Raw genomic sequence first — 24,791 nt, 5'->3', positions numbered from 1 at the left:
GCCCGGCAATGGAACCTTTCCATGACCGGGCTGTGGCGCAGGAGCCGTGACCTCCATCTTCTTGCCGGCCGCGCGCCTCAATGGGCGGTGAGCCAGGCCATGTTCAGCGCCTGGTCCTTCGGCGCGTAGAGCGGCGGTATGGCGTTCGGCACATCGTAGAAGCGCGGCTTCACGCCGAGCAGCGGAGCGACGCGCTCCAGGATCTTGCCGGTGGTGACGCCGCCGTTCCAGGCTGCCGTGGTGTAGCCATAGCTCTCCGGCACGGGCTGGGGCTCGTCATAGATCACCAGCACCAGATATTTGGGCTTGTCGAATGGGAACACCGCCATGAAGGTGGTGAAGTTGTGCAGCTTGTCCTTGGCATAGCGCCCGCCGACGAGCTTTTCGGCGGTACCCGTCTTGCCGCCGACCTGCAGGCCGAACCGGTCGGCGAATTTCGCAGAGCCCTTCGGATCGGTGGCGTTGAGGCGCAGCACATAGCGCATCACGTCCGAGGTATGCGGCTTGAGCACCTGGATCGAGGATGCCAGAGCATTATCCTCATTGCGCATCAGGAAGGTAGGCTTGATGAGATGGCCGCCATTCATCATTGCGCCCACCGCCATCAGCGCCTGCAACGGGGCAACGGCGATGCCGTGACCGAAGGAGATCGTGGCCGTACTCACCTCGCTCCAGCGCCGCGGCACGAGGGGCATGGCGTTTTCCGGCAGTTCCGTGACGAGGCGCGAGGTCTGCCCCATCATGGTGAGGAAGGCCTTCTGTGCATCGGTACCGAGCGACAGTGCGATCTTGGCGGCGCCGAGATTGGACGAATGCACGAACACCTGCGGCAGGCTGAGCATCGAGTAGGTGGCGTGGTAGTCCGTGATGGTGAAGCGGCCGAAATGCAGTGGATGCACCGCGTCCAGGATTGAGTTTGTGGTGAACCTGCCGGATTCGATGCCTTCGGCCAGCGTGAGGGCCTTGAAGGTGGAGCCCATCTCGTAGGTGCCGACATTGATGCGGTTGATCTTGTTGGGATCGAGCGCGTCGGCCGGATTGTTCGGATTGAAATCGGGCAGTGACACCAGGGAGAGCATCTCGCCGGTGTTCACGTCCATGATGGCGCCGGCAGACGCCTTGGCGCGGAAATGCGCCATGCCGTCCACCAGCTCGTCACGCATGATAGCCTGGGCGCGCAGGTCGATGGAGAGCTGCACCGGCTTCATGTCGTCCGAACTCGAAGCGTAGCCGAGCGCCTGCAAGTCGCTGAGGCCGCGCTTGGAATCGATATATTTCTCGATGCCGGCGATGCCCTGGTTGTCGATGTTCACGGCGCCCAGCACGTGGCTCAGCGTGGAGCCGTTGGGATAAATCCGCTTGTTCTCCATGATGAAGCCGACGCCGGGCAGGCCGAGCTTGTAGATCGAGGCCTGCTGCTCGGGCGTGATCTCGCGCTTCAGCCAGATGAAGCCCTTGCCGGAAGCGAGTTTGGTGCGCAGCTCGCGGGCATCGAGATCCGGCAGCTGGGCTGTCAGCAGTTCGGTCGCCTCATCGACATCGATGATCTTCTTCGGCTCGGCATAGAGCGAGGGCACCTGCACATCGGTGGCAAGGATGCGGCCGTTGCGATCGAGGATGGCGGGGCGCGCGGCGGCGAGCTGGTCGGCGGCGGAACGGCGCGCATCGAATTGCTGGTCTGGTTCGGCGCCGAACTGGGTCAGGCGAGCAAAGATCGCCACATAGATGCAGGCAAAGCCGGCCACGATCAGCACGATGCGGCTCGCACTCTTCTGCAGCTTGGTCATGCGGCGTGGCGGTGCAGCTCGCGCCGGAGCGGCAACCGGTTGGGGTACGATCTCGTGCGCCGTGGAGACGGCGTGCGCGGCCTGGTCCTCAACGAGAGTCTCGCCGCTCAAAGTCTCTTGGCTCATTGCGTCGATCCTGTCACCTGCGGCTGCCCGGCAAGGCCCAAACCTTCGAGTTTCTCGGCAATCAGATCACCCTGCTGCACCTTGGCCGGCAGGTCGGCGGGGGTGATGACCTGCGTGATCTTCATCGGCACGAGGTCGAGATGGCGCTTGGCCATGTCTCCCACCCGCTCGGGCTGGCTCATATAGGCCCATTCCGCCCGAAGCGCCTCGATCGAGCGGCGTTCGGCATCGATCGAGCGGCGAAGCTTGGCGACCTTCTCGGCCTGCAGGGTCGACTCATATTTGATCGAGTAGACGCCGATCGCCGAAGCCACCAGCAGGCCGACCAGGACGAGATTGAGGATGCGCGTCACCGGCTCCTCCCGGATTGAAGTTTCATGTCAGGCAGTCCGAGAAAGCTGGTACCGGTATTGCGGGCGGGCGCCTCGCTGCGAATGGCGAAGCGCAGTTTGGCGGAACGGGCGCGTGGATTGGCTTCCGCCTCGGCGGGGGAAGCCGCGACAGCGGCCCGATGGGTCTGGATGAAGGTTGCCGGCGGCACCGCGGTCACGGGCGCATGGCGCGAGCCGCCGGCCTGGCTGCGGGTACGGTCGGCGAAGAAGGTCTTGACGATGCGGTCTTCCAGCGAGTGGAAGGTAACGATGGCTAGGCGCCCGCCCGCCTTCAGCACGCGCTCGGCGGCAAGCAAGGCTTCACCCAGTTCATCGAGCTCGCCATTGACGGCGATGCGCAGGGCCTGGAAGGCGCGCGTGGCCGGATGGATGTCGCCCGGCTTGGAGCGGATCACACGCCCACAAAGGTCTGCGAGCTGCATGGTGCGCGTGAAGGGTTCCTTCGCCCTGTCGGTGACGATGGCGCGGGCCAGCGCATTGGCGCGGCGCTCCTCGCCGAGGACGAAGAAGATGCGCGCCAAGGTTTCTTCCGGCAGGGTTGCCACCAGATCGGCCGCGCTAGGCCCCTCGCTCGACATGCGCATGTCGAGCGGTCCGTCACGGCGAAAGGAAAAGCCGCGTTCGGCCTCGTCGAGCTGCATGGAGGAGACGCCGATGTCGAGCACCGTACCGTCTACCCCGCCCTCGCCCAACATCGGCGCGAGCTCGTCGAGATTGGAAAAGCGGTCCTCGACCAGCGTGAGCCGCCCCTTCATAGCCTCCACGAGCGCCATGCCATTGCTTATGGCGGTGCGATCACGGTCGATTGCAAGCACGCGCACACCGGGCGCGGCATCGAGAATAGCTTTGGTATAGCCACCGGCGCCGAAGGTGCCGTCGATGAAACGCTCGCCCGCGCGCGGAGCCAGTGCCTCCAGCACCTCGGCGAGCATCACCGGCACATGCCGGGCAGCATCGTTGGAGGGCATGGACGGTGCGGACATGGTACTCTCGGACAGCTTGATTGCGGACGAACTTGCCCGCAAATCGAGCGAATTTCTCCGATCCCATTAACGCCGATGAAAGGTTAATGAACGGTTCGCGGCGCCGTGAAATCCCGCGTGAAATTCCCTTACGTCATGCAAATCGATGGTATAACAGGCCGCCGATTTCCCGCATCGCGCTTACCTCTTTCGTCGCCTCGCAAAGCCATGCACAATCGCGCCAATTCACCGCACTGGTGTGGAGATTCGGTCCCGATGTCGACTTCCGCAAAAGCGCTCCTCCTGAGCGCCGGCCTTGCCCTCGCTTTGCCCTGCAGCGGCGCCCTGGCGGACGATTCCGTGGCCAATCTCGATGCTGGTGGCCTAGTTCTGGGCAAGAACGACCAAATCGAGCTAAGGGCCGAGGATGTCTTTCTTTCCGCCAAGCAGATCCGCGTCGCCTACCGCCTCTACAACAAGGACGACAAGGACCTTCCCCTCGCCGTCTCTTTCGCGCTGCCCGATATCACCGGCGAACAGGACCTCGCCGTCGCCATCCCCGATCCCGGCTCCGCCAATTTCCTCAACTTCCAGACAAAGGTTAACGGCCGGCAGACGGAAGCGACGCTGGAGCAGCATGCCTTCTTCACCCCTGACGGCGGGCAGGAAACCGAGATCACCGATCTGCTCAAGGGCCTGAACATTCCGCTGATGCCGCTCGGCGATGCCACCGTGGCGGCCATCCGGCAGCTCAGCGCCGAGGATCGCGCCAAGCTCACCAGCACCGGCTATGCCAGCATCGAGGGCGACAGCGTCACCCCGCTTTGGACCCTGCGCTCGACCTTCACCCGCCAGCAGGTCTTCCCGGCAAGGAAGGAGGTGCTGCTTCAGCACAGCTTCACCCCCAGCGTCGGCACGGCATCAGGCGTCTATTTCGACAAGGCCAATCTCACCGGTGAATCGCTGGCGCAATACCAGAAGAAGTACTGCACCGATGACGGCTTCCTGCGCGCCGCCGACCTCCTGACCAAGCGTATCGCCGAAGCCAAGGCCAAGGGCGGCGAGATGCCCGACGATCTCAAGGCCCAGCAGACCTATTTCGGCTACGCCATCGCGAAAGACAGCCTCGGCCCAGTCGGCCGCTTCGACCTCACCATCGACAAGGCCTTTCCCGACAACCTCGTCTCCTTCTGCGCCGACGGAGCGAAGAAGATCAGCAGCACGCGCTATGAACTGAAGAAGACGAACTACACCCCGGACAGGAATATCGACGTGCTGATCCTCGACAAGCATGTGGGGAAATAGGCCGCACCGCCCTCACGGTCCCGCCTTGCTCACCGTCGCGCCCTTGTCCTCCACCCGCGAGCATGCGGCGAGCCCCACTTCGTCGGCGGCCGTTTTCACGCCTGCCAGCGCCTTGGCGTAGACCTCGCCGGGCTTCAGATCGACGGGGTTCTTGAACAAGGTGCGCGGGCCCTTGTCATCCTTGTACCAGCCGGCATCGATGCAGCGTACCGTGGCCGTGCAGCTATTGGTAATGCTGATCTCGACCGAGGGCTTGCCGTCGACGCTTTTTAAGCTGGCGGCACGCTCCACGCAGTCGCCGGCGTAATCCGGGCGCGCAGGCACCGGGTTCGGTGCCTTGAGGTCGATCATGGCAGCGCGGATCCAGTCATAGGAGTCGGCGATCGGCGCCGGGGCGGAACTGCCCTGGCATTTGAGATCGGCGCGCGAGTTCACGCCGATCTGCCGCGGTGTATCGGCACCGTCGCTCAGGATGATCGGGCCGCCGGAATCGCCGCTGCACACCGAATAGGCGGCCTTCTCGGGCGCGGCGAGCAGGATGTTGGAATATTCGAACACGCGCAGGCCGCCGAGATCCTTGCGCTTGAGCCGGATATCGAGCTTTTTCTTGCCCTTGGGCGTGATGATATCGCCATAGCCCAGGCTGTAGCCCGAGATCGTCCGCGAGAAATGGCCGTCGGTCTTGTACGTGGTGGTATAGTCCAGCGCGACGGGCTTGTAGCCGTCGGGGACATCGCGCGACAGCTCGATCACGGCAAGGTCCGCCTCGTGCTGGTCCTGCCACCACAGCGCGGTCTTCTCGGCTGGGCCAGTATCGTCGAAATAACGCGGATTGATCCTTACATCCGCAGCCGGGATGCCCTTGCCCCCGCGCTGGAAATGCCGCATGTCCGTGCCGAAATAGACGGTCGTCGCGCCGGCCTTCGGCGCGACACAATGCGCCGCCGTCAGGATGAAGCGCCGGTCGATGATGCTGCCGGCACAATAATAGAACACCGAACCCTGCCGCGTGGCGATGAAGGCGACATATTTGCCATAGGCATCGGCGTCATCGACATAATGGAAGCTTGGATCGGGAGGCGGCGGGGACGGCTTGGCGCCCCAGGACGCCGATGACCACAGCGCCAGTGACATGGCAGCGCTCGCCGCGGCCAGGACCAGGGTGAGCATCCGCTTCATTCGCATCGTCATTTCCGGCCGAATCCAGATCTCGTTCCGTCCGTCAAGACTTACAGCAACGCACTGCTGGAGACCATTACGCGAGGTCGCGGGAACATGAGGCGCGTGCCGTGCAAGGTAAGCGTCGCACGCGGCTTGCGCATCATCCGACAATCCTGACGATGGCCGATGTCGTCAGCGTGCAGATCGGTTTAAGCAGGAGGTAGGGCAATACGCGCCAGTCGAAAGAGACTTCCCGGCTGTCACGCCTCGTCTCCGCTTCCCGTTTCCACCGGTCATAGAGCCGATAGCGCAGGGCCCAGAAATAGCGGTTGAGGGAAAGAGCCGTTTTCAGGAAGCGTTCGTCCGCGGGCTTGCGCTGGATCGATTTGATCTCCTGCCAGATCACCTCATCTGCCACAGAGCGGTTGGTGTCGTTGGCTCCGAGTTGACGCTTGCCGATACCGCCAACGCCGGTATTGGCCATGATGCGGACCGTGTCGCGGCAATTGGCCGAGGCCGCATGCATCAGGAGCGGATGCATCACCACGACGTCGCCGGCCTCGCCGGTCAACTGCACCACGCTGTCCTGTCCTTCCTTTCGCGAAATATAGCCTTCGCAGAACGCCACCATGTCCTGGCGCTTGACGGGCTCGTCCATCGATCCGAGCAAGCGGGCGACGATCCGGTGCGAGCCGGCCGCAACGAGCGTGCAGGCACCGTCCTGCCTGGAGTCGGTCAGCAGGAATGCGGGTACGAAGGCGCAGTTCCTGTCATGGATGTCATGGGCCTCGGCGGCGCGGTAACCGAGATCAACATGCCAACGACCGACAAGGGGCGATGGCTTTTGCGAGGATTTCACAAAGCCTGGAAATGTGATGAAGAAGTCGCCATGACTGCGGAAATGCGTCGAATCCCAGCCATCCCTTCCGAAAAGTTTATTCAATCCGGCGGTGAGCCTGGATGTTATCATCCTGTCGAAAACGACGCTGGCACGTCTGTTCAAGACAAACCTGGCCTTGTAGGGCGCTTTCGGGTCGACTTGATGTTCGCTTTTCAGCATTTCGAGAATCAAATTCTCACATAACTTTGCAGTATCTTTTGTAAAGGCGGCCTTGATAATCATGTATCCGTCGCGCTGGAACTGCTCCAGCTGACGATCGGAAATTACGTCCAATTGAGTAATAGCACTCACCATATGCAGTAACTCCACACCCTATCTACCTCTTTTGATACTAGCAGAAAAATGCAGCATGGTTGTGGACCTTCACTAAGCGCGCCGCATAAATTTTGAGCTTGTGGTACCTGGTGCCCAACCCCGCGCCAGAGGTTGGGTGCTCACTTTTCTCGGAGGAACCACGCGGCGCCTCCCGTTAAGCCGGCGCAACGCCGACTGGCGAGGCTCGCGGCCGGGAAAGCGCCCGCATCGCCACACCGCTCTGAACCTGACGTCCCAAATGCACGATCCATGCCAAGGCGAAGCCACCCCGCACAGGCCGGAGCCTGTCAAACCAAAACTGAACACGATTTTGTGACCACGACGGAGTCGAAACTCACGCAAATAAAATATTACCGCCAAAAAATACGAATCTATTTGATTATTATCAGTAATTTAACTTAAATATTCACACGATATATCTCAATTAGTGTATCTTAATCCCTCAGTGTACAAATAGTATACATGAACTAGAGTCAACTATCGCCATGGTTGAGGATTATAAGCTTCCGTCCCTTCGGCAAATCAGCTATCTGCTTGTTCATTGATACCGCATTGCCGGGCTCGACAGAGCCAAAGAACGCATATTGAAAAGGATTATCGGGTGAAGAGGATCTCCGTTCTCATTGCCTGCGTCTGTGGCAACAGATATGTAGACATAGATGCAGTTCGTTCATTTTTAAGCATCGCTCTCGAACTAAAAAAGAATAAGATCGAAGTCGACTTTCTCGGTCAATCGGGAATTCCTCATCTGGAACATGCAAGGAACGCGGTTGTCAGCTACTTTCTAAGTGGAAATTGCACGCATCTCCTTTGTCTTGACTCGGACATGGAGGTTCATCCGAAAACAGTGCTACGCATGCTGCAGTTCAGCGAGACCTACGACCAGCCCTTCACGGCGGCGCCCTATGTCTCGAAGGGCTATGACAACGAGAAGGCGGCGAGGGTCTTCGCCCGCGATCTCGAGGACTTCCACGCCTCCACCGTCCGTTGGAATGTGGTGTTCGAGGATCCGTCTGTGCTCAGTGGCCAGTCACGCCTGGGCGAGATACGCAACGGCTTCGCGCGGGCGCTACGCGTCGGGGCCGGCGCCATGCTGTGCCGGCGCGACATGCTCGAGAAGATGGTCAACCGCTTCAAGAGCGGCGGATACCAGTATCACAATGTGCCCTACCGCCTGTATCCGCTGTTCAACATTCCGGTGGTGGACGGGCAGGCGGTCGGCGAGGACTATGCTTTCTGCGACCGCTGGCGCGAATGCAGCGGCGAATTGTGGGTGGATACCACAGCCACCATCAACCATCACGGCTACCATTCCTATCACGGCAATCTGCAGGAAAGCCTGGAACTGCGGCGCCGCGCCAAGACGAAAATCCCTGAACCGGGCGCCATGCCGCAGCCCGTGAACGGCTGAGCCTGCCCGCGATGCGTCCGGCGCCCTCAGGCGCTGCGAGCGAAGACGCGCCAGATCATCAGCACCAGGATCGAGCCGATGATGGCGCCGATGAAGCCGGCCTTGTCGCCGGAACTGTACCAGCCGATCTGCTGACCGAGCCAGGTCGCCAGGGCGGCGCCCACGATGCCCAGCACGGTGGTGAGGATGAAGCCGCTCGGATTATGCGGCCCCGGCGACACGAAGCGGGCGATCAGGCCGACGATGAAGCCGATGACGATGGTCCAGATAATGCTCATTGCCGAATTCCAACACGATTTGCTGCGCAATCTGGCGGGATTTGACGACAAAGACAAGAATGGACGCGCTGGGAGCGCGGACGTCCCGACGACACTCAAGAGAGTGTCGTCGGGACGTCCGCGCTCCCAGAGAGAGAATACTAGCTGGCCTGTAAGCCGGGTTCTGTATGGCCCGCTTGCGCGAACGTGGCGGCCATTCTTCTGGGGCTGCCGTCACCGGCAACCTCGATGCAACCAACCCGGACGGCAGCGCGGAAATGCGCTTCGGCGCGCCCGAAGGCCGCCGCGGCCGTCCCTATTCGGTCTTGCTCCGGGTGGGGCTTGCCGTGCCGCCTCTGTTACCAGAGGCGCGGTGCGCTCTTACCGCACCCTTTCACCCTTACCCCGGCAAGTTCAAAAAATGAAACCCTGCCGGGGCGGTTTGCTTTCTGTGGCGCTTTCCCTGAGGTTGCCCCCGCCGGCCGTTAGCCGGCACCCTATTTCCGTGGAGCCCGGACTTTCCTCCATTCCAGAAGCTGAGCCCTGGAACAGCGGCCGCCCGGCCAGCTAGCCGCGCCTGTCTGACGCGATGTCATCAGGACGTCAACAAAGAAAAAGCCGGCGCAGAACGCCGGCTGAGTGTGTCTTGGGGGGAATGAAGCATTCGCAGGCTTGTGTGTAAGGGGTGGCGTCGAGTCGCGATGTGCGAAAACGCACAGGATGAGTTCGAAGGGTTCTGGTTGGACAGCGGTTCCGTGCAGATCTGGCAGTGCGACCCAAAAACAAGCGCGACGCGAAGCCTCCCCCACGAAGCTGGGGGAGGCTAGCGTTGCGCTTTTCTCCTATCCTTTCACACAAGACCTCTGCGCTCCCAGCCTACCCCCGCCTGGCGATGAGATCGCGCAGCGTCTCGATGGTGGAGGCGTCACAGATGCCATCCACCCGCTCCGGCCGGAAATGGCGCTGGAAGGCGCTGACGACGGCCTCCGTCAGCTCGTCATAGACGCCGGTGATCGGCAGGCCGTAGCCATAGAGCGAGAACATCGCCTGCAGGGCCTCGATCGGCTGGCCGGCCTCGCCGGGCGAGAAGAAGCGCCCTCCCCTGATCGGCGCCGACGGCACATGGAGGCCGACGCCCTCGGCCGCGAGGCTCGCCCAATCGAAGCGTTCGCCTGGATCGGTCTTGCGCAAGGGGGCGATGTCGGAGTGGCCGAGGACATGCTGGGGCAGGATGGCGTGCCGGCTGACTATATCGCTGCAGAGCGCCCGCACGGCGGCCATCTGCACCGCTGGAAAATCGCGATAGCCCCATTCATGGCCTGGATTGACGATCTCGATGCCGATCGAATGGGAATTGATGTCGGTAATTCCCTCCCAGTTCGACTGCCCGGCATGCCAGGCGCGCCGGGCCTCCGGCACCATCTGGATGATCTCGCCATCCTCGCCGACGAAATAATGACAGGAGACCTGCGCAGCCGGATCCGCCAACCGCTCCAATGCGCCCTGACCACCCGGCATGCCGGTGTAGTGCAGGATCAGCATCGACGGGCTTGCCGTACCGACGCGTTCGCCGTGGTTGGGCGAAGCGACGCAGCGGCGGACAAGGGCGCTATCGGGAAGCAAGAAGCGATTTCTCCGCAGGACGGCAAATGGCGCGGCCAACGGAGATTCGCAGCACGCTCTATGGCTCTACGCCATCCATCGCGGTCGATAAAGCGCAGATGCCGCGCACACTCAGAGCCAATTTACTTTCTTGAGTACCCAAAGGGTCAGCACGGAAATGGCCAGCGTAACGACGACGATGATGACGAAGGCCCAAGTGTCGTTCACCCCTGGAATGCCGCCGACATTCATGCCGAACAGACCGGCGATCACGCTCGGTGGCAACAGCAGGGCCGCGAGGGCCGCCAGGCGATTGGAATTGCGGGCGATGCGTTCGCTGATCACGGTGCCCAAGTCGTCATGCAGGATGGTGGTGCGGTCGCGGATTGCGTCGAGATATTCGATGAAGCGCATGAGCTTGTCGGTGACCTCGCGCAGCCGCAGCTTGTCACGCTCGGTGAGCCAGGGCGCGTCGTCATGCTCCATGCGGTTGAGGGCGTCGCGCTGCGGGGCGAGATAGCGCCGCAACTGCACCGAGCGGCGGCGCAGCAGTTTCAGGCGCTCGCGCACCTCGCTGGCCTCGCCGTTGAAGATCAGTTCGTCGAGTTCATCGACCTCCTCGTCCATGCTGTCGAGCACCGGCTCGAGGTCGCGCACCAGTTTGTCACCGATCATGGCCAGGAGATCACCGGTATGGTTCGGCCCCTTGCCCTTGTGCAGCGCCTTGCGGATGTCGCGCAGCGCCGTCATGTAGTGTCCCTTGTCGCGTAGCGAGATCACGCGATTGCCGTCCACCCACAGATGCAGCGGTATGAGATCGGGGTCGGCGGGCTTCTCGGTTTCCGCCACTTCCTCCGGCGAGGTGGCGCAGACCCCACGGAGGATAATGAGCAGACCGTCATCCACAGGCTCGACCCGGGGCCGCGACTCCTCCTCGAGCAGCGCCTCGGCGATCACGGGATCGAAGCCCGCCTTGTTGTTGATCCAGTCAACCGCAACAGGATCGTCGCGCTCCAAATGGAGCCAGATCATGCCCTGCTCCGGCCGCCAGACACTGGCCTCGGCCCAGCCAATCTGCCGGCAGCCGCCGCGGCCATCGAGCAGCAAGGCAAAGCGCAGCCCCGGTTCAACGCCGTAAGCTGTGGCCAGTGAAGTTAGCTCCACCATGGCGCCCCTGGGATAATTGACCGCCCCTCAGGAACTCTCGGAGCGGTGACAAATTAAACAACACAAAAGCTTGTCGCCACGTGCCAATCGACTTTAGCAGGTCGGCCAGCGCTGGCAAGACAAGGAGCCGTTCACCCCGCCGGGAGGGCCTTCCGTCTAACGCTGGATGCCGCTAGGTTGCCTTCCCTCCCCGCCCCCTTGCGGCTCCCCTTCCAGTTGGCCGAACGATCCATCATGGACCTCACCATTGCCGAGCTCACCGAGCGTTTTCCCGATTTTCGCGTCGCAGTCCTCATGGCGGAGGCGTTGACGATCACACCCGCGCGTTCGCAAACCCTGGCGAACTGGATGGCCGCCCGGGAGAGCGCTTGCAGGGAGCGCCACGCCGGCATGGAGCTCTCGGCGATCCCAGGCGTCGCGGCCTGGCGCAGCGCCTACAAGGGCTTCGGCATCAAGAAGACCAGCTACCGATCCTCGGTGGAGCGGCTGATCAAGCGCGTGCTCGCCGGCGACAGCCTGCCGGCCATCAACAGCTTCGTCGACATCTACAATGCCGTGTCGCTGGAGCATGGCTTCTGTATCGGCGCCGATGATCTCGACAAGATCGCCCCGCCCGTCGCCTTCCGCTTCTCGCGACCCGATGACAGCTTCCTCGACATGGGCGCGGAGGCCGGCGAGGATCCGAACGATCCGCCGAAGGACGGCGAAGTGGTGCTCGCAGACAACCGCCACGTCCTGTGCCGGCGCTGGAACTGGCGCCAGGACATGCGCTCGGCGATCACAACGGAGACGAAGCGGGCGCTGATCACGGTGCAGGCCAATGGCTGGGGCGATCTGGAGGCGGCGGCCGAGGAATTGGCCCGCCGGCTTTCAGCCGAGTGTGGGGCGGAAGTGAGGATCGCCTATGCCGGCAAGGACCAGCCGACGGTGCCGATCCTGTGACAGGAGAAGACCGGCACACCCTCAGGCCGCCGCCTTCTCCACCTTCGGCCTCAGGCCGAGGAGATGGCAGATCGCGTAGACGAGATCGGCCTTGTTCATGGTGTAGAAGTGGAAGTCGCTGACACCGCGGTCGACGAGGTCGAAGACCTGCTCGGCGGCCACCGCCGCCGCCACGAGTTTGCGGGTGGCAACATCGTCGTCGAGGCCCTCGAAGCGTTCGGCCAGGCGCCGGGGCACGCTGGTGCCACAGCGCTCTGCAAAGCTGCGCACCTGGTTGAAGTTCTGCACCGGCACGATGCCGGGCACGATCGGAATGTCGATGCCTGCCTCGCGGACCCGGTCGACATAGCGCAGATAATGCTCGTTATCGAAGAAGAACTGGGTAATGGCGCGGTTGGCACCGGCATCGACCTTGGCTTTCAGAATATCGATGTCGAAGGCGATCGAGGGGCTTTCAGGATGCTTTTCGGGATAGGCCGAGACGGAGACCTCGAAATCGCCGAGCGACTTGATGCCGGCGACGAGATCGGCCGAGCTGGCATAGCCGCCTGGATGCGGCTCGTAGCGCGCGCCAACGCCCGCTGGCGGATCGCCGCGCAGCGCCACGATGTGCCGCACACCGGCCTCGGTGTAGGACCGGATCACATCGTCGACAGCCTCACGCGTGGCGCCCACGCAAGTGAGATGCGCCGCCGGGCGGATGTCGGTCTCGCGCACCATGCGGGAGACGGTGCCATGCGTGCGCTCGCGCGTGGTGCCGCCCGCGCCATAGGTGACGGAGGCAAATAGCGGGCCGAGCGGAGCAAGCCGCTCCACCGCTTCCCAGAGCAAGGCTTCCATCTCGTCGTTCTTCGGCGGGAAGAACTCGAAGGACACATGGATACCGCCGCGTGAGGGCAATGCATGACCGGCCATCACGCCACCTCCTGACCAAGAGAAATTCTGTCGGAGACCCGGCGCGGGTCACGCCCGGTCCAGATCGAAACTGTGAGGCTTGCGGGCCCCTCGCCCGTCTCCACCTCGCGCCAGTCTTCCGGCTGCAACTGCGCCGCCTCGAACCAGTGTTCGATGGTCTCGCGAGCAAAGCCGAGGCGGCGATGGGCGAAGTCCTCACGCATGAATTCGAGCTCATGCGGCGAGAAGTCGACGATCACCAGCCGCCCCCCTGGGCGTAGCGCACGGGCGATTTCGCGCAGAGCCCGGGCGCCGTCGTCGAGATAATGCAGCACCTGATGGACGATGATGAGATCGTAGGCCCCCGGCTCCACCGAGAGCGCGAAGAGATCGCCCTGGCGCACCACCGCGTTGCGGATGCCGTTGCGCTCGAGATTGGCGCGGGCAATCACCAGCATTTCGGCGCTGGCGTCGATGCCGACAGCACGCGTGGCCAGCGGGGCGAAGAGTTCGAGCATGCGACCGGTGCCGGTGCCGATGTCGAGAAAGGCGTTGACGGGCTGCGTGCCCACCACCCTCTTGAGCGCCGCCTCGACCGCCTCGTCCGAGGCGTGCAAGGCGCGGATGCGATCCCAGTCGCCGGCATGGGCGCGGAAATAATCGGCGGCGACGGCGGCGCGGGTGCGGCGCACCTCGACGAGACGCGAACGATCGCGGGCGAGGGTGCGGTCGCTGCGATCGAGCCCCACCAGGATCTGGGCAAAGAGCTCGGATTTCAGCGTGCCCTCCGCCAGACGGAAGAAGGCCCAGGCGCCCTCGCGGATGCGCTCGACCAGACCGGCCTCCACCAGCAGCTTGAGATGGCGCGAGATGCGCGGCTGCGACTGGCCGAGGATCTCGGTGAGGTCGGTGACGTTGAGCTCGCCCTCCGCCAGGATGGCGAGCAGCCGCAGGCGCGTCGGCTCGCCCGCCGCTTTGAGCGCACCCAATACCGTTTCGAAGGGAGCTGGAGTCACCATCCGCCTGCCATCGCCTCTCACATAAAGATATGTTTATGTGATTTCCGAAATTGTGCAAGATTTTTGTTTCAGAACCGACGGTGGTGTGTGCGATGGCGACTTTTAGGGAGAAAATACCGGGAGCGCGGACATCCTGTCCGCTCTTGGAAACGATACTGGTTCAGGATGAGGCAGGGCGAATGGGGAGCGTTCCTGGGATCGCAGGCGTCTCGCCTGCCTCTTCCTTTCCTACGAACGTTTCGTTTCCAAGAGCAGGCGAGACGCCTGCGGTCCCAGGAGTGACTCCAGCGCTTGTGCGCTTTTCTGCGGACGGAGCGCTTCCAGGAGCGGACAAAATGTCCGCGCTCCCAGCTACCCCCGCCAGACCCACTGCTCCGGCACGCGTACGCTGAATTCCTCGCCGGCCGCGATGATCCCCGGCCTGTCCACATAGGCGACCACGCCGCGCAGGCGCTTGGCGGCGGCGGCGAAGCGCAATGCCAGCCCGTCGGATCCCGGCAGGTTGCGCTCTACCTCGGCCCCAGCGATTCGGCAGGGTGCGTTCTGGTCCGTCACCGCAAGCACGGCGCCGGAGGGGAAGAACAGCCTTGTGCCGCGTGGGATGAAGGAAAAGTCTGGCAGCCCCTCCACCGTGAGATTGGCACCCAGCCATTCGGGCTCCACCCTTTCGATGCCGAGATTGGCGGCGATGACGGCGAGTTCCTCCATCGAGACGATCGAGATCTGGCGCTCGTTCTGGATGGCCTCGCCGCGCTTGAACCAGGGCACGCGCACATCGGCGGGACGCAGGAAGCCGGCATGACGGTCGCCCGGGATGCCCTCATGGGTGAGTTCGAGAACGGACAGCCGCTCTGCCTTGATCGCCTCGCCTTCGGCAAGGCCGAGCGCCGCCACCCGGCCCCTGCGCTTGATAGCGGGCACGATGGCGATGCCGGGGATGGTGCACTGGGCCTGTTCGGACATAAATCTCCCTTCGCGATGATCCGTGTTTCGGTCACGCCGCTTTCTTCCAGCCCATGGCCAGCAACCCCGCGCCGATCATCAGGGTCCCGCCCGTGCGGTTGACCAGGCTCTGGATGCGCGGCTTGCGGATGGTGGAGCGCGCCATCGCCGCCATCAGCGCATAGGTGCTGGCATTGAGCGTGGCGAGGATGAGGAACGTCGCCTCAAAGATCACCATCTGCATGGCGATCGGCCGCGCGGTATCGAGAAATTGAGGCAGGAAGGCCACGAAGAAGATGATGCTCTTGGGGTTGAGGGCCGTCACCACATAGGCATGCAGGAAGATGCGCAGCGGCTGTCCGACCGGCTCGCTCGCTTCACCGTCCTGCGGCGCCGATACCGGCGCGCGCCACAGCTTGATGCCGAGATAGATGAGGTAGGCGGCGCCGATCCATTTCAACACCGTGAACACCGCCGCGGATGTCGCAAGCAAGGCGCCGAGGCCGAGCATCGAGGCGGTCATGGCGGTGAAATCGCCGAGGGCCACGCCAGCCACCGTCGCCCCCGCCGAGCGCCGGCCATGGCCGAGGGCGTAGGAAATCACCAGGAGGATCGTCGGCCCGGGAATGGCGAGGAGGACCGCCGAAGCGGCGGCGAAGGCAAGCCAGTGATCGAGGGACATGGGAAGGCTCCAGTGTGGGGCGCCAGCAATCCATGGGTTGCCAGGAATTGCAAGCCTGGGAGCGCGGACGTCCCGTCCGCTCTTGAATCTCGGCTTCCGCAAAAAAGGTGGAGCGCCGGTGACAGGCGCCCCGCCTTTTTCCTTGAACATTATGCTTCAAGAGCGGACGAGACGTCCGCGCTCCCAGATTACGCCCCCACCTTCACCGCCGCGCGATTGGCAATGCGGCGCTGCTCGACCGAGAGCGCCAGGCGCTCGAGCACCACCACCGTGGTATCCCAGTCGATGCAGCCATCGGTGATGCTCTGGCCATAGGTCAGCGGCTTGCCCGGCACCTGGTCCTGGCGGCCGGCCACGAGGTTGCTCTCCACCATCACGCCGATGATGCGGTTGTCGCCCGCAGCCACCTGCCCGGCAATGTCCTCGACCACCAGCGGCTGGTTCTCGGGTTTCTTCGAAGAGTTGGCATGGCTGGCATCGATCATCACCAATGGCGGCAGGCCGGACTTGGCGACATCGGCGCAGGCCGCCTCGACGCTGGCGGCGTCGTAGTTCGGCGTCCGCCCACCCCGCAGGATGATGTGGCAGTCCTCATTGCCGGTGGTCGAAGCGATGGCCGACTGGCCGTCCTTCGTCACCGCCATGAAATGATGCGGCTGCGAGGCCGACTTCACCGCATCCACCGCGATGCGCACATTACCGTCCGTGCCGTTCTTGAAGCCGACGGGGCAGCTCAGGCCGGAAGCGAGCTCGCGATGGATCTGGCTCTCGGTGGTGCGCGCGCCGATCGCACCCCAGGCGACGAGGTCGGCGATATATTGCGGCGTGGTCATGTCCAGGAATTCGCAGGCCGCCGGCAGGCCGAGATTGTTGATGTCGAGCAGCACCTTGCGAGCGATTCTGAGGCCCTTGTCGATCTGGAACGAACCGTCGAGATCGGGATCGTTGATCAGGCCCTTCCAGCCCACCGTGGTACGGGGCTTCTCGAAATAGACCCGCATGATGATTTCCAGCGAGGAACCCAGGCGCTGGCGCAGCTTCACCAAACGATTGGCATAGTCGAGGGCGGCCACCGGATCATGGATCGAACAGGGACCGATCACCACCGCGAGACGGTCGTCGCTGCCGCGCAGGATATTGTGGAAGGCGGTGCGGGACTCGGTGACGGCGCGGGTGGCTTCCAGCGTGCGCGGATGCTCGCCCATCACGGCAGAAGGCGTGGTCAATGCCTTGATTTCACGGATGCGAAGATCGTCTGTGGTGCTCAACATGGGGTCAGTTCCTTGGCCTGGATTCCAAAAGATGTTCTTGGGGATGGAGAGTTGGGTCCCAGCCGGCGGCACAAAAAAACCGCCAGATGGGCTGGCGGTTGTTCGGGTCTGATTTGCTGCAATCTTCAGATCGAGCGCACCCCTACCTCCGCCAGCGGCCTGCGAAAGCCAAAATACCAGTAAAAGAAGGGGGCGGATGCAAGGGTCATGACGTGCATATAGTCGCGCAGAAGAGCTTTGTCACCTGCCTTTTGCAAGGCACGCCTGTCTCTTTCGAATTACGCTACGGGATGGACGCGCCAAGACGTCAGACCGAAATCGTCTTCTCCCCCGCCATCTCCTGCACTCTCGCGGCGGTGGCCTCGCCGAGAATGCGATGGGCCTGCTCGTCATAATGGATGCCGTCGACCGGGCTGACCGCAACGAGCTTGCCGGCGTCCAGGAAGTCGGCGCCGTGCTTGCGGGCGACGGCCTCATAGAGCGGCGACAGGGCCATGGATTTCTCGACGCCACCGGCGAACATGGCGCCGAGGAAGCCGACCAACCGGATCGGCGGCGGGCCGACGATCAGGAGCTTTGCCGGCGGGGCGCCGAGATTGGGTGTCGCCCTGATGATGCTGGCGAGGATATCGATACCGGCGGCGACATCCTCGGGGGGCGCGCCGAAGCGGGCCTTGAGGTCATTGGTGCCGAGGCCGAGCACGATGACGTCGAGCGGCCGGTGGCTTTCGAGGCAGGCGGCAAGATAGCGCCGGCCATTCTTGAAGGTGCCTTCGATGAGGTCGTCGCGGATGGTGGTGCGGCCGGGCAGCCCCTCCTCGACGACGTGCCAGGAATGACCGAGGATCTTGCGCATCACGCCGGGCCAGCGCGTCTTGGCGTCGAAGCGGCGCTCGTCGCCAGGCCCGCTCATCGGGGGCGTGCCATAGGTGTTGGAATCCCCGAAGCAGAGAACGTTCTTCACAATATTCCTCCAAGTGATTGATAGCCGAGATATATAGGCGTTCGTAGGATCGGAGACGTCTCGTTGCACTTCCGTCCAGGATGCCAGCCAGAATCGGTGTGCCGGTCTTCAGACCGGCATGCCCTGGACCTATGTGGCAAGATGCCGGTCTGAAGACCGGCACACCATGGCGCCCTTTTCTGTACTCGCCGCGGTTTCAAGAAGTAGCTGGAAGCCTGCGCTCCCAGTGCCCTACCTCTTCACCACGATGAAGATGCGGGGGAAGGCCAGCACCACCTTGCCGTCACTGCGCGGCGGATAGGCATGGGCGATGCGGGCGGTGTAGTCCTCCAGATAATGCGGCTGCTCCTCGGGATCGAGCAGGTCGAGATAGGCGCGAAGCCCCGTCGCCCGTACCCACGAGACGATGGCCGCCGCATCGTCGAGCACATGGAAATAGGTGGTGCGCCAGATGTCGATGGACGACGCGTGGCCGGCGAACAGGTTGTAGTAATCCTCGGCCGGCAGGATGCGCTCGCGAATGCGGCCACCCTCGGCGATCTTGGCCGCCCAGGGGCCGAGGATGGCGGTCTCGCGCATCAGGCGGTGGGAAGGCTCCTCCAGATTGTCGGGCATCTGCACGGCCAGGACACCGCCAGGCGCTGCTTGCGCGAGCAGGCGCGGCAGCAGCGCGGCATGGCCGGGCACCCATTGCATCACCGCGTTGGCGAAGATCAGGTCGGGTGCCTTCTCGGTGTGCCAATGTGCGGCATCACCCTTCTCGAAACGAGCCGACGGCAGGCGCTTGCGCGCATCCTCGATCATGTTGTCGGACGTATCGAGGCCGAGCACATCGGCGCCGGGCCAGCGTTCCGCCAGCAATTGCGTGGAATTGCCAGGGCCGCAGCCGAGGTCCACCGCATGGGTCACGCTGTCGAGAGGCACGCGGCCGAGAAGGTCGTGGGCGGGGCGGGTGCGCTCGTCCTCGAAGCGCAGGTAGAGGGAGGGATTCCAATCAGCCATCAACAATACTCGAATGACGGGCCGGCCGGGGTGCCGGCGCGCGGGCACCATGACGCGCACCGGCCGGCGAGGCCAATCAATTAATCAGGAAACCGCCATCGACGGGCATGGTCACGCCATTCACCATGGAGGCCTTGTCGCTAAGCAGGAAGGCGATGGTCTCGGCGCATTCGATCGGCTCGAAGAAGCGGCCGAGCGGGATGCGTTTCAGCATGGGATCGGCCTTGGCGGGATCGCTCCAGGCCTTCACCGCCATCGGCGTCAGGACGATGGTGGGACAGACGGCGTTGACGCGGATGCCCTGGCGCCCGAGTTCGTTGGCCATCACGGTGGTGAGGCTGTCGAGCGCGCCCTTGCTGGCGCAATAGGCCGCATGATCGGCAAAGCCGAGGGAAGAGGAGATGCTGGAGACATTGACGATGGCGCCCTTCTTGCCGCGAGCGATCATGCTTTTTGCCGTCTCCTGCCCAAAGATCATGGCGGCAATCACATTGACCGCCATCAACTCCTGGATGGCGCCAACGCTGGTCTCCAGGAAAGGTTCGAGGCTGGTGGTGCCGGCATTGTTGACGAGACGGTCGATCGGCTGGATGGCCTTGGCAACCGCCCTCACCGCCTCGGGATCGGCAAGGTCGACGGAATGCGTCTCGGCATCGATCTCGGCGGCCAGGCTGGCGAGATCGTCCTTGCTTCGACCGATGGCAACAACCTTGGCGCCCCGCTCCGCCAGCAATTGCGCCGTCGCCCGGCCGATCCCCTTGGTTGCACCCGTCACGACAATGCGTTCGCCAGCGAATTCCATTCCGTCCTCCCTTGCCTGTTTTGTTCATCGTAGCGAGCGCAGGAGCGCTGACAAGTCTGACAAATGATGAGCCACGGGTCCGAATTGTGGTTAAGGCGAGCGCAGGCAACGTCATTCCGGACTACCGGAGGGAGACCCGGAATCCATGAACACTGTCCTGCGAAGGTTGTGTTCATGGATTCCGGCGCTCCGCTTCGCTCCGGCCGGAATGACGACGCCGTCCTAACCGCTCTACCGCCCCCAATAACCACCAAAAGCCTCTAGCTTTCTCGTCCCAACTCAGCTATTGCGCCCGGCCCTTCCCCATTTCAGGTTCAGCCATGCCGGACACCTCGCACACGCGCGGGCAGAACGCGCCGCTTTCCATCGGCATTGATTTCGGCACCAGCAACACGGTGGTCGCCTTCGCATATGCGGATGGGCGCGCCGAGGCGCTGACCTTCGACCATAACGGCCAGACGCTGCAGGGCTTCGTCACCGCCCTGTGTTTTTGGGATGAACGCAAGGGTGGCTCGCTCACCACGCGGGTCGAAGGCGGCCCCTGGGCCATCGACCAGTTTCTCGATGGCAGCGCCGCGCTGCGCTTCATCCAGTCCTTCAAGACCTTCGCCGCCAGCGCCACCTTCCAGGAGACGCGCATCCTGCGCGAGCCCTATCGCTTCGAGGACCTGCTCGCCACCTTCCTGCGCACCTTGGTCAAGCATGCGGACGGCCGGCTCGACCTGACGGCCTCCAACATCGTCATCGGCCGCCCCGTGACCTTTGCCGGCCGGCGGCCGGACGATGCGCTGGCCATGCAGCGCTACCGCACGGCCTTCGAGCGCCTCGGCGCCAAGGATCCCGCCTATGTCTACGAGCCCGTGGGCGCCGCCTTCTTCTACGCCCGCCAGCTCAAACGCGACTCGACCGTGTTGGTCGCCGATTTCGGCGGCGGTACCAGCGACTTCTCGGTGATGCGCTTCGAACAGGTGGCCGGCCAGTTACGCGCCGAGCCGCTTGGCCATGCGGGCATCGGCATCGCGGGGGATGCCTTCGACTATTGCATTGTGGATCGCATCGTCGCCCCGCGCCTTGGCAAGGGCGGCCACTTCCGCTCCTTCGACAAGGAATTGTCGATCCCCAACCACTACTACGCCAACCTCGCGCGCTGGCACCAGCTCGCCTTGATGAAAACCAATGGCGATCTCAACGGTTTGCAGGACCTCCTGAAATCGGCGGTCGAGCCCGACAAGCTCAGGAAATTCATCGAGATCATCGAATTCGACATGGGCTTTTCGCTCTACAGCGCGGTGTCTAGAACCAAGATCGCTCTCTCCAGCGAGGAGGAAGCCCGCTTCTCCTTCAAGGGCGGCGACATCGCCATCGAAGGCAAGCTGCGGCGGGAGAGCTTCGAGCGCTGGATCGCGCCTGGTGTGGCGAAGATCGCGGCGACACTCGACGAAGCCCTGAACCGAGCCCATGTCGAAGGCACAGCCATCGACCGCGTCTTCCTCACAGGCGGCACCTCCTTCGTGCCGGCCATCCGCAGGCTCTTCGTCGAGCGTTTCGGCGAGGAGCGGCTGGTCTCGACCGACCAGTTCGAGTCGATCGCCTATGGCCTGGCGCTGATCGGCCAGGATGTGCAGAAGGAGCGCTGGGCGGTGACCGGGAGCGCGGCATGACTTCCACGGGCATCCTGCCCGTTCTTGAACCGCTGTGCCTACGGGAAAGGAAGAACGGGCAGGATGCCCGTGCACCCGGAGAATGGCGCCGGGCGACACAACTACCGCCCGGCGCCATCTCCGCCTTACGCCGCTTCCGGCAGGCTCGCCATGTCGATGACGAAGCGGTACTTCACATCGCTCTTGAGCATGCGGGCATAGGCCTCCTCGATCATTTGGATCGGGATGATCTCGATGTCGGAGACGATGTTCTTCTCGCCGCAGAAGTCGAGCATCTCCTGGGTCTCGGCGATGCCGCCGATCAAGGAGCCCGCGAAGTTGCGGCGCTTGAAGATGACGCTGAAGGCAGAGACCGCCAGCGGCTTCTCCGGCGCGCCGACCTGCACCATGGTGCCATCGCGCTTGAGCAGCCCAAGATAGGCGTTGACGTCGTGATCGGCCGCCACCGTGTCGAGGATGAAGTCGAAGCTGGTGGCATGCGCCGCCATTTCCTCGGCGTTCTTCGAGATCACGACTTCGTCGGCGCCGAGGCGCTTGGCGTCCTCGCTCTTGCCTGGCGAGGTGGTGAACAGCACGACACGGGCACCCATGGCATGAGCGAGCTTCACGCCCATATGGCCGAGACCACCGAGGCCGACGACGCCGACCTTCTGGCCTGGGCCCACCTTCCAGTGGCGCAGCGGCGAATAGGTGGTGATGCCGGCGCAGAGCAGCGGAGCGACGGCGGCGAGGTCGAGATTCTCGGGCAGGTGCAGCACGAAGTCCTGGTCGACGACGACATGGGTGGAATAGCCGCCCTGCGTCATGCCGCCGAGATGGGCGTCGGGGCTGTTATAAGTGCCCGTGAAGCCGTTCTCACAATATTGCTCCAGCCCGTCCTTGCAGTTCGAGCAGGTGCGGCAGGAGTCGACCAGGCAGCCGACGCCGGCGAGCTCGCCGACCTTGAAGCCGGTGACCTCGGCTCCGATGCGGGTGATCTCGCCGACGATCTCGTGGCCGGGCGTGCAGGGATAGACCGTGTTGCCCCATTCATTGCGGGCAGCGTGCAGGTCGGAGTGGCAGACGCCGCAATAACGGATCTTGATCTCGATATCGCGGGGGCCTGGATCGCGGCGGTTGATCTTGGCAAGACCAAGCGGCTGGTCAGCCGCGCCCGTCGAAAAGCCCGTGCAAACAAACATCGATATGTCCTTGAAAAAGCCGTCCAAAATTGGCGCAGCCTCGCAGAGGCGACGCGAATGTTTGGCCGGGTTTTGAATTGAGGATGTCGGTACGATAGAAAGTGGAGCTACCCTCCACTTACGCCACTATAGTCCGACCCTTGCTGCAGCGCAAACGAGATTTTTGCGACGCGATCGTTCCCGGCTGGTCAGTCGAAAGTGTTGAGAGCCCGTCCGTTCTGCCATGCCTGCCGGCGCCGGGTCCAGCGGCTCAGGGCGGGAATGAGGATGAGGAAGAAGGCGAAATAATAGGGCGCGAGGATGCGGACGGCCCAATTCGACAACTCTGTGACCTCCTGTGCGCCCAACCAGCCCATAAAGACCCAGCACAGGGCCAGAAGCGCGCACAGGCCCATGAAGAGGCGACGCGCCGGACCAAGCCGGCACCGGGCAGCGCCGATCCAGGGCGCGATGAGAGGCGGCAGCGTCGCAGCGAACATCAGGAGGATGCCGGCAAGCTTGCCGGGGAGGCACCGCAGCATGGCGTAGACGGGCAGGAAGAACCACTCGGGTATGATCGAAGGCAGGGCCTGTGCCGACTCGGCGGGCAGGACCGCCTCCTGCAGGTTGGACAGCATGGCTGCCGTGGCGCCCAGGCCCATGGCGCAGACGGCCGGCAGCAGCAGGCGCCAAGACATCACCCGTTGCGAGCCTTGCCGGTGCATCAGGACGATGTCGAGGACGAACACCATGCTTCGAAGAACGGCCAGTCCTGCCCCGAGCGGCGCAAGCCAGCCCGCGATGGCCAGAACTTCGCTCGCAGATTGCTCGCCGAGGTGGTTGGCGAGGACGGTCGTGAAATATCCTCGCATCTGTCCCCAAGGCATGACATAGCCGAGGAAACCGCCGAACACGGCGCCGACCCAGCTCAGATTGAGGGCCAGCCAGCTCAATCTGCGTCCCCTGTCGAAGATGCCGTCGTAGATGGATACCCACAAATGGATATAGAGACAGAGGAAGAAGGCACTTCCGCCCCCCGGCAGGCCGCGAAGACCAGCCACCAGCCCCTGCGTACCGAAATAGAGGATCAGGACGAGGCCGACCCGGCGGGCAAGCGTGGCGGGCTGAAGGGGAGCAGTGATCATAGCCAGCGCGTTTTACCTTCAGGTTGAACCACCGAGAACCGCAGGCTCGCCATCTCGATGACGACGCGATATTTCATTGCACCGGAGCGTTTCATTTTCAGATCGAATCACCAAGAATCGCAAAATACGTTTGATGCCAACGAGTTAATTTGCGAGTCCGCTCCTGCCTGAACGCATTTTCCTTTAGAGAGCATACTCACATCGCGGAGATCCGGTTCATGTCGGACAACATTATTCAGGGCGTCATGACGGGCACTGTCCGCGACAATCGGGATCCGGACGCGGAAGGCCGCGTGCAAGTGATTTATTCCTTGCCGGGCCAATCTCAAGCCACTCAATGGGCGCGGATGGCGGTACCCGTGGCAGGCGGCGATCGTGGCTTCTATTTCTTGCCCGACATCGGCGATGAGGTGTTGTTGGCCTTCGAGGGTGGTGACCCGAGACGACCCTACGTGGTGGGCGCGCTGTGGAACGGTCGCGACCGCCCGCCGGCCACCAATGGGGACGGCAAGAACAATATCCATCTGATCCGTACGCGAAATGGCAGCCAGTTGACCTTTAACGATGGTGATGGAAGTTCGGTGCGGATCGAGCTCAACGACGGCAAGAAAGTCGAGCTCGACAATGCTGGCCTCCGGCTCGAAGACAGCGACGGTAACCGCCTTGCGATCGACAGCCAGAACGGATCGATCGTCATTTCAGCGACGAAGACCCTCACACTCAAGGCGCCCGACATAACGGTTGAGGCTTCAGGAACTCTGAAAACATCGCCCGAAGCGATGGGCAAGTCCAAGCGCAGGCCGTAAGGCGAGACCTTGAGTGAGAAGCGTGCCCCTGTCCGGATCGGCGCGCGGAACCGCGACGTCTAGTGTCCCGATTCTGAAGTTTGAGCGATTTTATTTGTTCGCAGACAGAAACGCT

General features: G+C 63.0%; 23 protein-coding genes and 1 other RNA gene. 5 read left to right on the top strand and 19 right to left on the bottom strand.

Features of this window, described 5'->3' with window-relative positions; genetic code table 11:
- Positions 1–77: 77 nt before the first annotated feature.
- The 3 genes from QQL24_RS21335 to rsmH are packed head-to-tail and all read right to left on the bottom strand — an operon-like array spanning position 78 to position 3,288.
- The gene (locus tag QQL24_RS21335; RefSeq protein WP_284314314.1) at positions 78–1,913 is read right to left on the bottom strand and encodes a peptidoglycan D,D-transpeptidase FtsI family protein; all 1,836 of its coding nucleotides are present in this window, start codon (positions 1,911–1,913) and stop codon (positions 78–80) included.
- Positions 1,910–2,266 carry a cell division protein FtsL gene (gene ftsL / locus QQL24_RS21330; RefSeq protein WP_284314313.1) on the bottom strand — a complete coding sequence of 119 codons (357 nt, stop codon included), beginning with the start codon at positions 2,264–2,266 and terminating at the stop codon, positions 1,910–1,912. The genes QQL24_RS21335 and ftsL overlap by 4 nt, the downstream gene beginning before the upstream one ends.
- The gene (gene rsmH, locus QQL24_RS21325) at positions 2,263–3,288 is read right to left on the bottom strand and encodes a 16S rRNA (cytosine(1402)-N(4))-methyltransferase RsmH (protein ID WP_284314312.1); all 1,026 of its coding nucleotides are present in this window, start codon (positions 3,286–3,288) and stop codon (positions 2,263–2,265) included. The genes ftsL and rsmH overlap by 4 nt, the downstream gene beginning before the upstream one ends.
- Before the next feature lie 255 nt (positions 3,289–3,543).
- Here rsmH and QQL24_RS21320 point away from each other — a divergent pair, with 255 nt between their 5' ends.
- Positions 3,544–4,572, top strand: coding sequence for a DUF4424 family protein (locus QQL24_RS21320; protein ID WP_284314311.1), 1,029 nt, complete (start codon positions 3,544–3,546; stop codon positions 4,570–4,572).
- A gap of 12 nt (positions 4,573–4,584) precedes the next feature.
- Here the strand turns inward: QQL24_RS21320 and QQL24_RS21315 are convergent, their stop codons facing one another.
- Together QQL24_RS21315 and QQL24_RS21310 are read right to left on the bottom strand one after the other, a co-directional pair.
- Positions 4,585–5,757 carry a S1 family peptidase gene (locus QQL24_RS21315; RefSeq protein ID WP_284314310.1) on the bottom strand — a complete coding sequence of 391 codons (1,173 nt, stop codon included), beginning with the start codon at positions 5,755–5,757 and terminating at the stop codon, positions 4,585–4,587.
- 136 nt (positions 5,758–5,893) lie between these two features.
- The gene (locus tag QQL24_RS21310; RefSeq protein ID WP_284314309.1) at positions 5,894–6,928 is read right to left on the bottom strand and encodes a phytanoyl-CoA dioxygenase family protein; all 1,035 of its coding nucleotides are present in this window, start codon (positions 6,926–6,928) and stop codon (positions 5,894–5,896) included.
- Positions 6,929–7,805: 877 nt separating this feature from the next.
- Between QQL24_RS21310 and QQL24_RS21305 the strand changes: the two genes are divergently transcribed.
- Positions 7,806–8,360, top strand: a complete 555-nt coding sequence (locus tag QQL24_RS21305) for a hypothetical protein (RefSeq protein ID WP_284314308.1) — start codon at positions 7,806–7,808, stop codon at positions 8,358–8,360.
- Positions 8,361–8,386: 26 nt separating this feature from the next.
- Here QQL24_RS21305 and QQL24_RS21300 read toward each other — a convergent pair whose 3' ends face one another.
- The 4 genes from QQL24_RS21300 to QQL24_RS21285 form a co-directional block, all read right to left on the bottom strand.
- Complete coding sequence (locus QQL24_RS21300) at positions 8,387–8,638, bottom strand: GlsB/YeaQ/YmgE family stress response membrane protein (RefSeq protein WP_284314307.1); 252 nt, start codon at positions 8,636–8,638, stop codon at positions 8,387–8,389.
- Between the two features lie 136 nt (positions 8,639–8,774).
- Positions 8,775–9,188: RNase P RNA component class A (gene rnpB, locus QQL24_RS21295), an RNA gene on the bottom strand.
- Between the two features lie 305 nt (positions 9,189–9,493).
- Positions 9,494–10,240 (bottom strand): N-acetylmuramoyl-L-alanine amidase, encoded by a 747-nt coding sequence (locus QQL24_RS21290; protein WP_284314306.1) that lies wholly within the window; start codon positions 10,238–10,240, stop codon positions 9,494–9,496.
- 111 nt (positions 10,241–10,351) lie between these two features.
- The gene (locus QQL24_RS21285; protein WP_284314305.1) at positions 10,352–11,386 is read right to left on the bottom strand and encodes a CorA family divalent cation transporter; all 1,035 of its coding nucleotides are present in this window, start codon (positions 11,384–11,386) and stop codon (positions 10,352–10,354) included.
- 234 nt (positions 11,387–11,620) lie between these two features.
- On the opposite strand from QQL24_RS21285, the gene QQL24_RS21280 reads away from it, so the two are divergent.
- Positions 11,621–12,328, top strand: coding sequence for a B3/B4 domain-containing protein (locus QQL24_RS21280; protein ID WP_284314304.1), 708 nt, complete (start codon positions 11,621–11,623; stop codon positions 12,326–12,328).
- A gap of 21 nt (positions 12,329–12,349) precedes the next feature.
- Here the strand turns inward: QQL24_RS21280 and metF are convergent, their stop codons facing one another.
- The 8 genes from metF to QQL24_RS21240 form a co-directional block, all read right to left on the bottom strand.
- Positions 12,350–13,243: a methylenetetrahydrofolate reductase [NAD(P)H] gene (gene metF / locus QQL24_RS21275; protein WP_284314303.1), complete on the bottom strand. Its 894-nt coding sequence runs from the start codon at positions 13,241–13,243 to the stop codon at positions 12,350–12,352.
- Entirely contained in the window at positions 13,243–14,241 is a 999-nt protein-coding gene (locus QQL24_RS21270) for an ArsR/SmtB family transcription factor (protein ID WP_284314302.1), read from the bottom strand. The genes metF and QQL24_RS21270 overlap by 1 nt, the downstream gene beginning before the upstream one ends.
- Before the next feature lie 351 nt (positions 14,242–14,592).
- Positions 14,593–15,204 (bottom strand): MOSC domain-containing protein, encoded by a 612-nt coding sequence (locus QQL24_RS21265; protein ID WP_284314301.1) that lies wholly within the window; start codon positions 15,202–15,204, stop codon positions 14,593–14,595.
- Between the two features lie 31 nt (positions 15,205–15,235).
- Positions 15,236–15,865, bottom strand: a complete 630-nt coding sequence (locus tag QQL24_RS21260) for a LysE family translocator (RefSeq protein ID WP_284314300.1) — start codon at positions 15,863–15,865, stop codon at positions 15,236–15,238.
- 188 nt (positions 15,866–16,053) lie between these two features.
- Positions 16,054–17,136, bottom strand: coding sequence for a 3-deoxy-7-phosphoheptulonate synthase (locus tag QQL24_RS21255; protein WP_284314299.1), 1,083 nt, complete (start codon positions 17,134–17,136; stop codon positions 16,054–16,056).
- A 307-nt stretch (positions 17,137–17,443) separates the two neighbouring features.
- Positions 17,444–18,100 (bottom strand): SGNH/GDSL hydrolase family protein, encoded by a 657-nt coding sequence (locus tag QQL24_RS21250; protein ID WP_284314298.1) that lies wholly within the window; start codon positions 18,098–18,100, stop codon positions 17,444–17,446.
- A 231-nt stretch (positions 18,101–18,331) separates the two neighbouring features.
- On the bottom strand, positions 18,332–19,102 hold the full coding sequence (tam, locus tag QQL24_RS21245) for a trans-aconitate 2-methyltransferase (RefSeq protein WP_284314297.1): 771 nt from the start codon (positions 19,100–19,102) through the stop codon (positions 18,332–18,334).
- A 76-nt stretch (positions 19,103–19,178) separates the two neighbouring features.
- Positions 19,179–19,904, bottom strand: coding sequence for an SDR family oxidoreductase (locus tag QQL24_RS21240; RefSeq protein ID WP_284314296.1), 726 nt, complete (start codon positions 19,902–19,904; stop codon positions 19,179–19,181).
- 320 nt (positions 19,905–20,224) lie between these two features.
- Here QQL24_RS21240 and QQL24_RS21235 point away from each other — a divergent pair, with 320 nt between their 5' ends.
- Positions 20,225–21,565: an Hsp70 family protein gene (locus tag QQL24_RS21235; protein ID WP_284314295.1), complete on the top strand. Its 1,341-nt coding sequence runs from the start codon at positions 20,225–20,227 to the stop codon at positions 21,563–21,565.
- Positions 21,566–21,690: 125 nt separating this feature from the next.
- Here the strand turns inward: QQL24_RS21235 and QQL24_RS21230 are convergent, their stop codons facing one another.
- Positions 21,691–22,746, bottom strand: coding sequence for an NAD(P)-dependent alcohol dehydrogenase (locus QQL24_RS21230; RefSeq protein ID WP_284314294.1), 1,056 nt, complete (start codon positions 22,744–22,746; stop codon positions 21,691–21,693).
- 188 nt (positions 22,747–22,934) lie between these two features.
- The gene (locus QQL24_RS21225) at positions 22,935–23,870 is read right to left on the bottom strand and encodes a cytochrome b family protein (protein ID WP_284314293.1); all 936 of its coding nucleotides are present in this window, start codon (positions 23,868–23,870) and stop codon (positions 22,935–22,937) included.
- 218 nt (positions 23,871–24,088) lie between these two features.
- Between QQL24_RS21225 and QQL24_RS21220 the strand changes: the two genes are divergently transcribed.
- Positions 24,089–24,676, top strand: coding sequence for a phage baseplate assembly protein V (locus QQL24_RS21220; RefSeq protein ID WP_284314292.1), 588 nt, complete (start codon positions 24,089–24,091; stop codon positions 24,674–24,676).
- Positions 24,677–24,791: the final 115 nt, after the last annotated feature.

This window comes from Labrys miyagiensis, assembly GCF_030160835.1.
Taxonomy (GTDB): Bacteria; Pseudomonadota; Alphaproteobacteria; order Rhizobiales; family Labraceae; genus Labrys; species Labrys miyagiensis.
This window is presented reverse-complemented; position numbering and strand designations above follow the sequence as displayed.

Excerpts from the sequence above, each read along its gene's own strand:
- QQL24_RS21335 (WP_284314314.1), bottom strand. The coding sequence starts at position 1,913 with ATGAGCCAAGAGACTTTGAGCGGCGAGACTCTCGTTGAGGACCAGGCC.
- rsmH (WP_284314312.1), bottom strand. The coding sequence starts at position 3,288 with ATGTCCGCACCGTCCATGCCCTCCAACGATGCTGCCCGGCATGTGCCG.
- QQL24_RS21320 (WP_284314311.1), top strand. The coding sequence starts at position 3,544 with ATGTCGACTTCCGCAAAAGCGCTCCTCCTGAGCGCCGGCCTTGCCCTC.
- QQL24_RS21315 (WP_284314310.1), bottom strand. The coding sequence starts at position 5,757 with ATGCGAATGAAGCGGATGCTCACCCTGGTCCTGGCCGCGGCGAGCGCT.
- QQL24_RS21310 (WP_284314309.1), bottom strand. The coding sequence starts at position 6,928 with ATGGTGAGTGCTATTACTCAATTGGACGTAATTTCCGATCGTCAGCTG.
- QQL24_RS21305 (WP_284314308.1), top strand. The coding sequence starts at position 7,806 with ATGCTGCAGTTCAGCGAGACCTACGACCAGCCCTTCACGGCGGCGCCC.
- QQL24_RS21300 (WP_284314307.1), bottom strand. The coding sequence starts at position 8,638 with ATGAGCATTATCTGGACCATCGTCATCGGCTTCATCGTCGGCCTGATC.
- QQL24_RS21285 (WP_284314305.1), bottom strand. The coding sequence starts at position 11,386 with ATGGTGGAGCTAACTTCACTGGCCACAGCTTACGGCGTTGAACCGGGG.
- QQL24_RS21280 (WP_284314304.1), top strand. The coding sequence starts at position 11,621 with ATGGACCTCACCATTGCCGAGCTCACCGAGCGTTTTCCCGATTTTCGC.
- metF (WP_284314303.1), bottom strand. The coding sequence starts at position 13,243 with ATGGCCGGTCATGCATTGCCCTCACGCGGCGGTATCCATGTGTCCTTC.
- QQL24_RS21270 (WP_284314302.1), bottom strand. The coding sequence starts at position 14,241 with ATGGTGACTCCAGCTCCCTTCGAAACGGTATTGGGTGCGCTCAAAGCG.
- QQL24_RS21265 (WP_284314301.1), bottom strand. The coding sequence starts at position 15,204 with ATGTCCGAACAGGCCCAGTGCACCATCCCCGGCATCGCCATCGTGCCC.
- QQL24_RS21260 (WP_284314300.1), bottom strand. The coding sequence starts at position 15,865 with ATGTCCCTCGATCACTGGCTTGCCTTCGCCGCCGCTTCGGCGGTCCTC.
- QQL24_RS21255 (WP_284314299.1), bottom strand. The coding sequence starts at position 17,136 with ATGTTGAGCACCACAGACGATCTTCGCATCCGTGAAATCAAGGCATTG.
- tam (WP_284314297.1), bottom strand. The coding sequence starts at position 19,102 with ATGGCTGATTGGAATCCCTCCCTCTACCTGCGCTTCGAGGACGAGCGC.
- QQL24_RS21240 (WP_284314296.1), bottom strand. The coding sequence starts at position 19,904 with ATGGAATTCGCTGGCGAACGCATTGTCGTGACGGGTGCAACCAAGGGG.
- QQL24_RS21235 (WP_284314295.1), top strand. The coding sequence starts at position 20,225 with ATGCCGGACACCTCGCACACGCGCGGGCAGAACGCGCCGCTTTCCATC.
- QQL24_RS21230 (WP_284314294.1), bottom strand. The coding sequence starts at position 22,746 with ATGTTTGTTTGCACGGGCTTTTCGACGGGCGCGGCTGACCAGCCGCTT.
- QQL24_RS21225 (WP_284314293.1), bottom strand. The coding sequence starts at position 23,870 with ATGATCACTGCTCCCCTTCAGCCCGCCACGCTTGCCCGCCGGGTCGGC.
- QQL24_RS21220 (WP_284314292.1), top strand. The coding sequence starts at position 24,089 with ATGTCGGACAACATTATTCAGGGCGTCATGACGGGCACTGTCCGCGAC.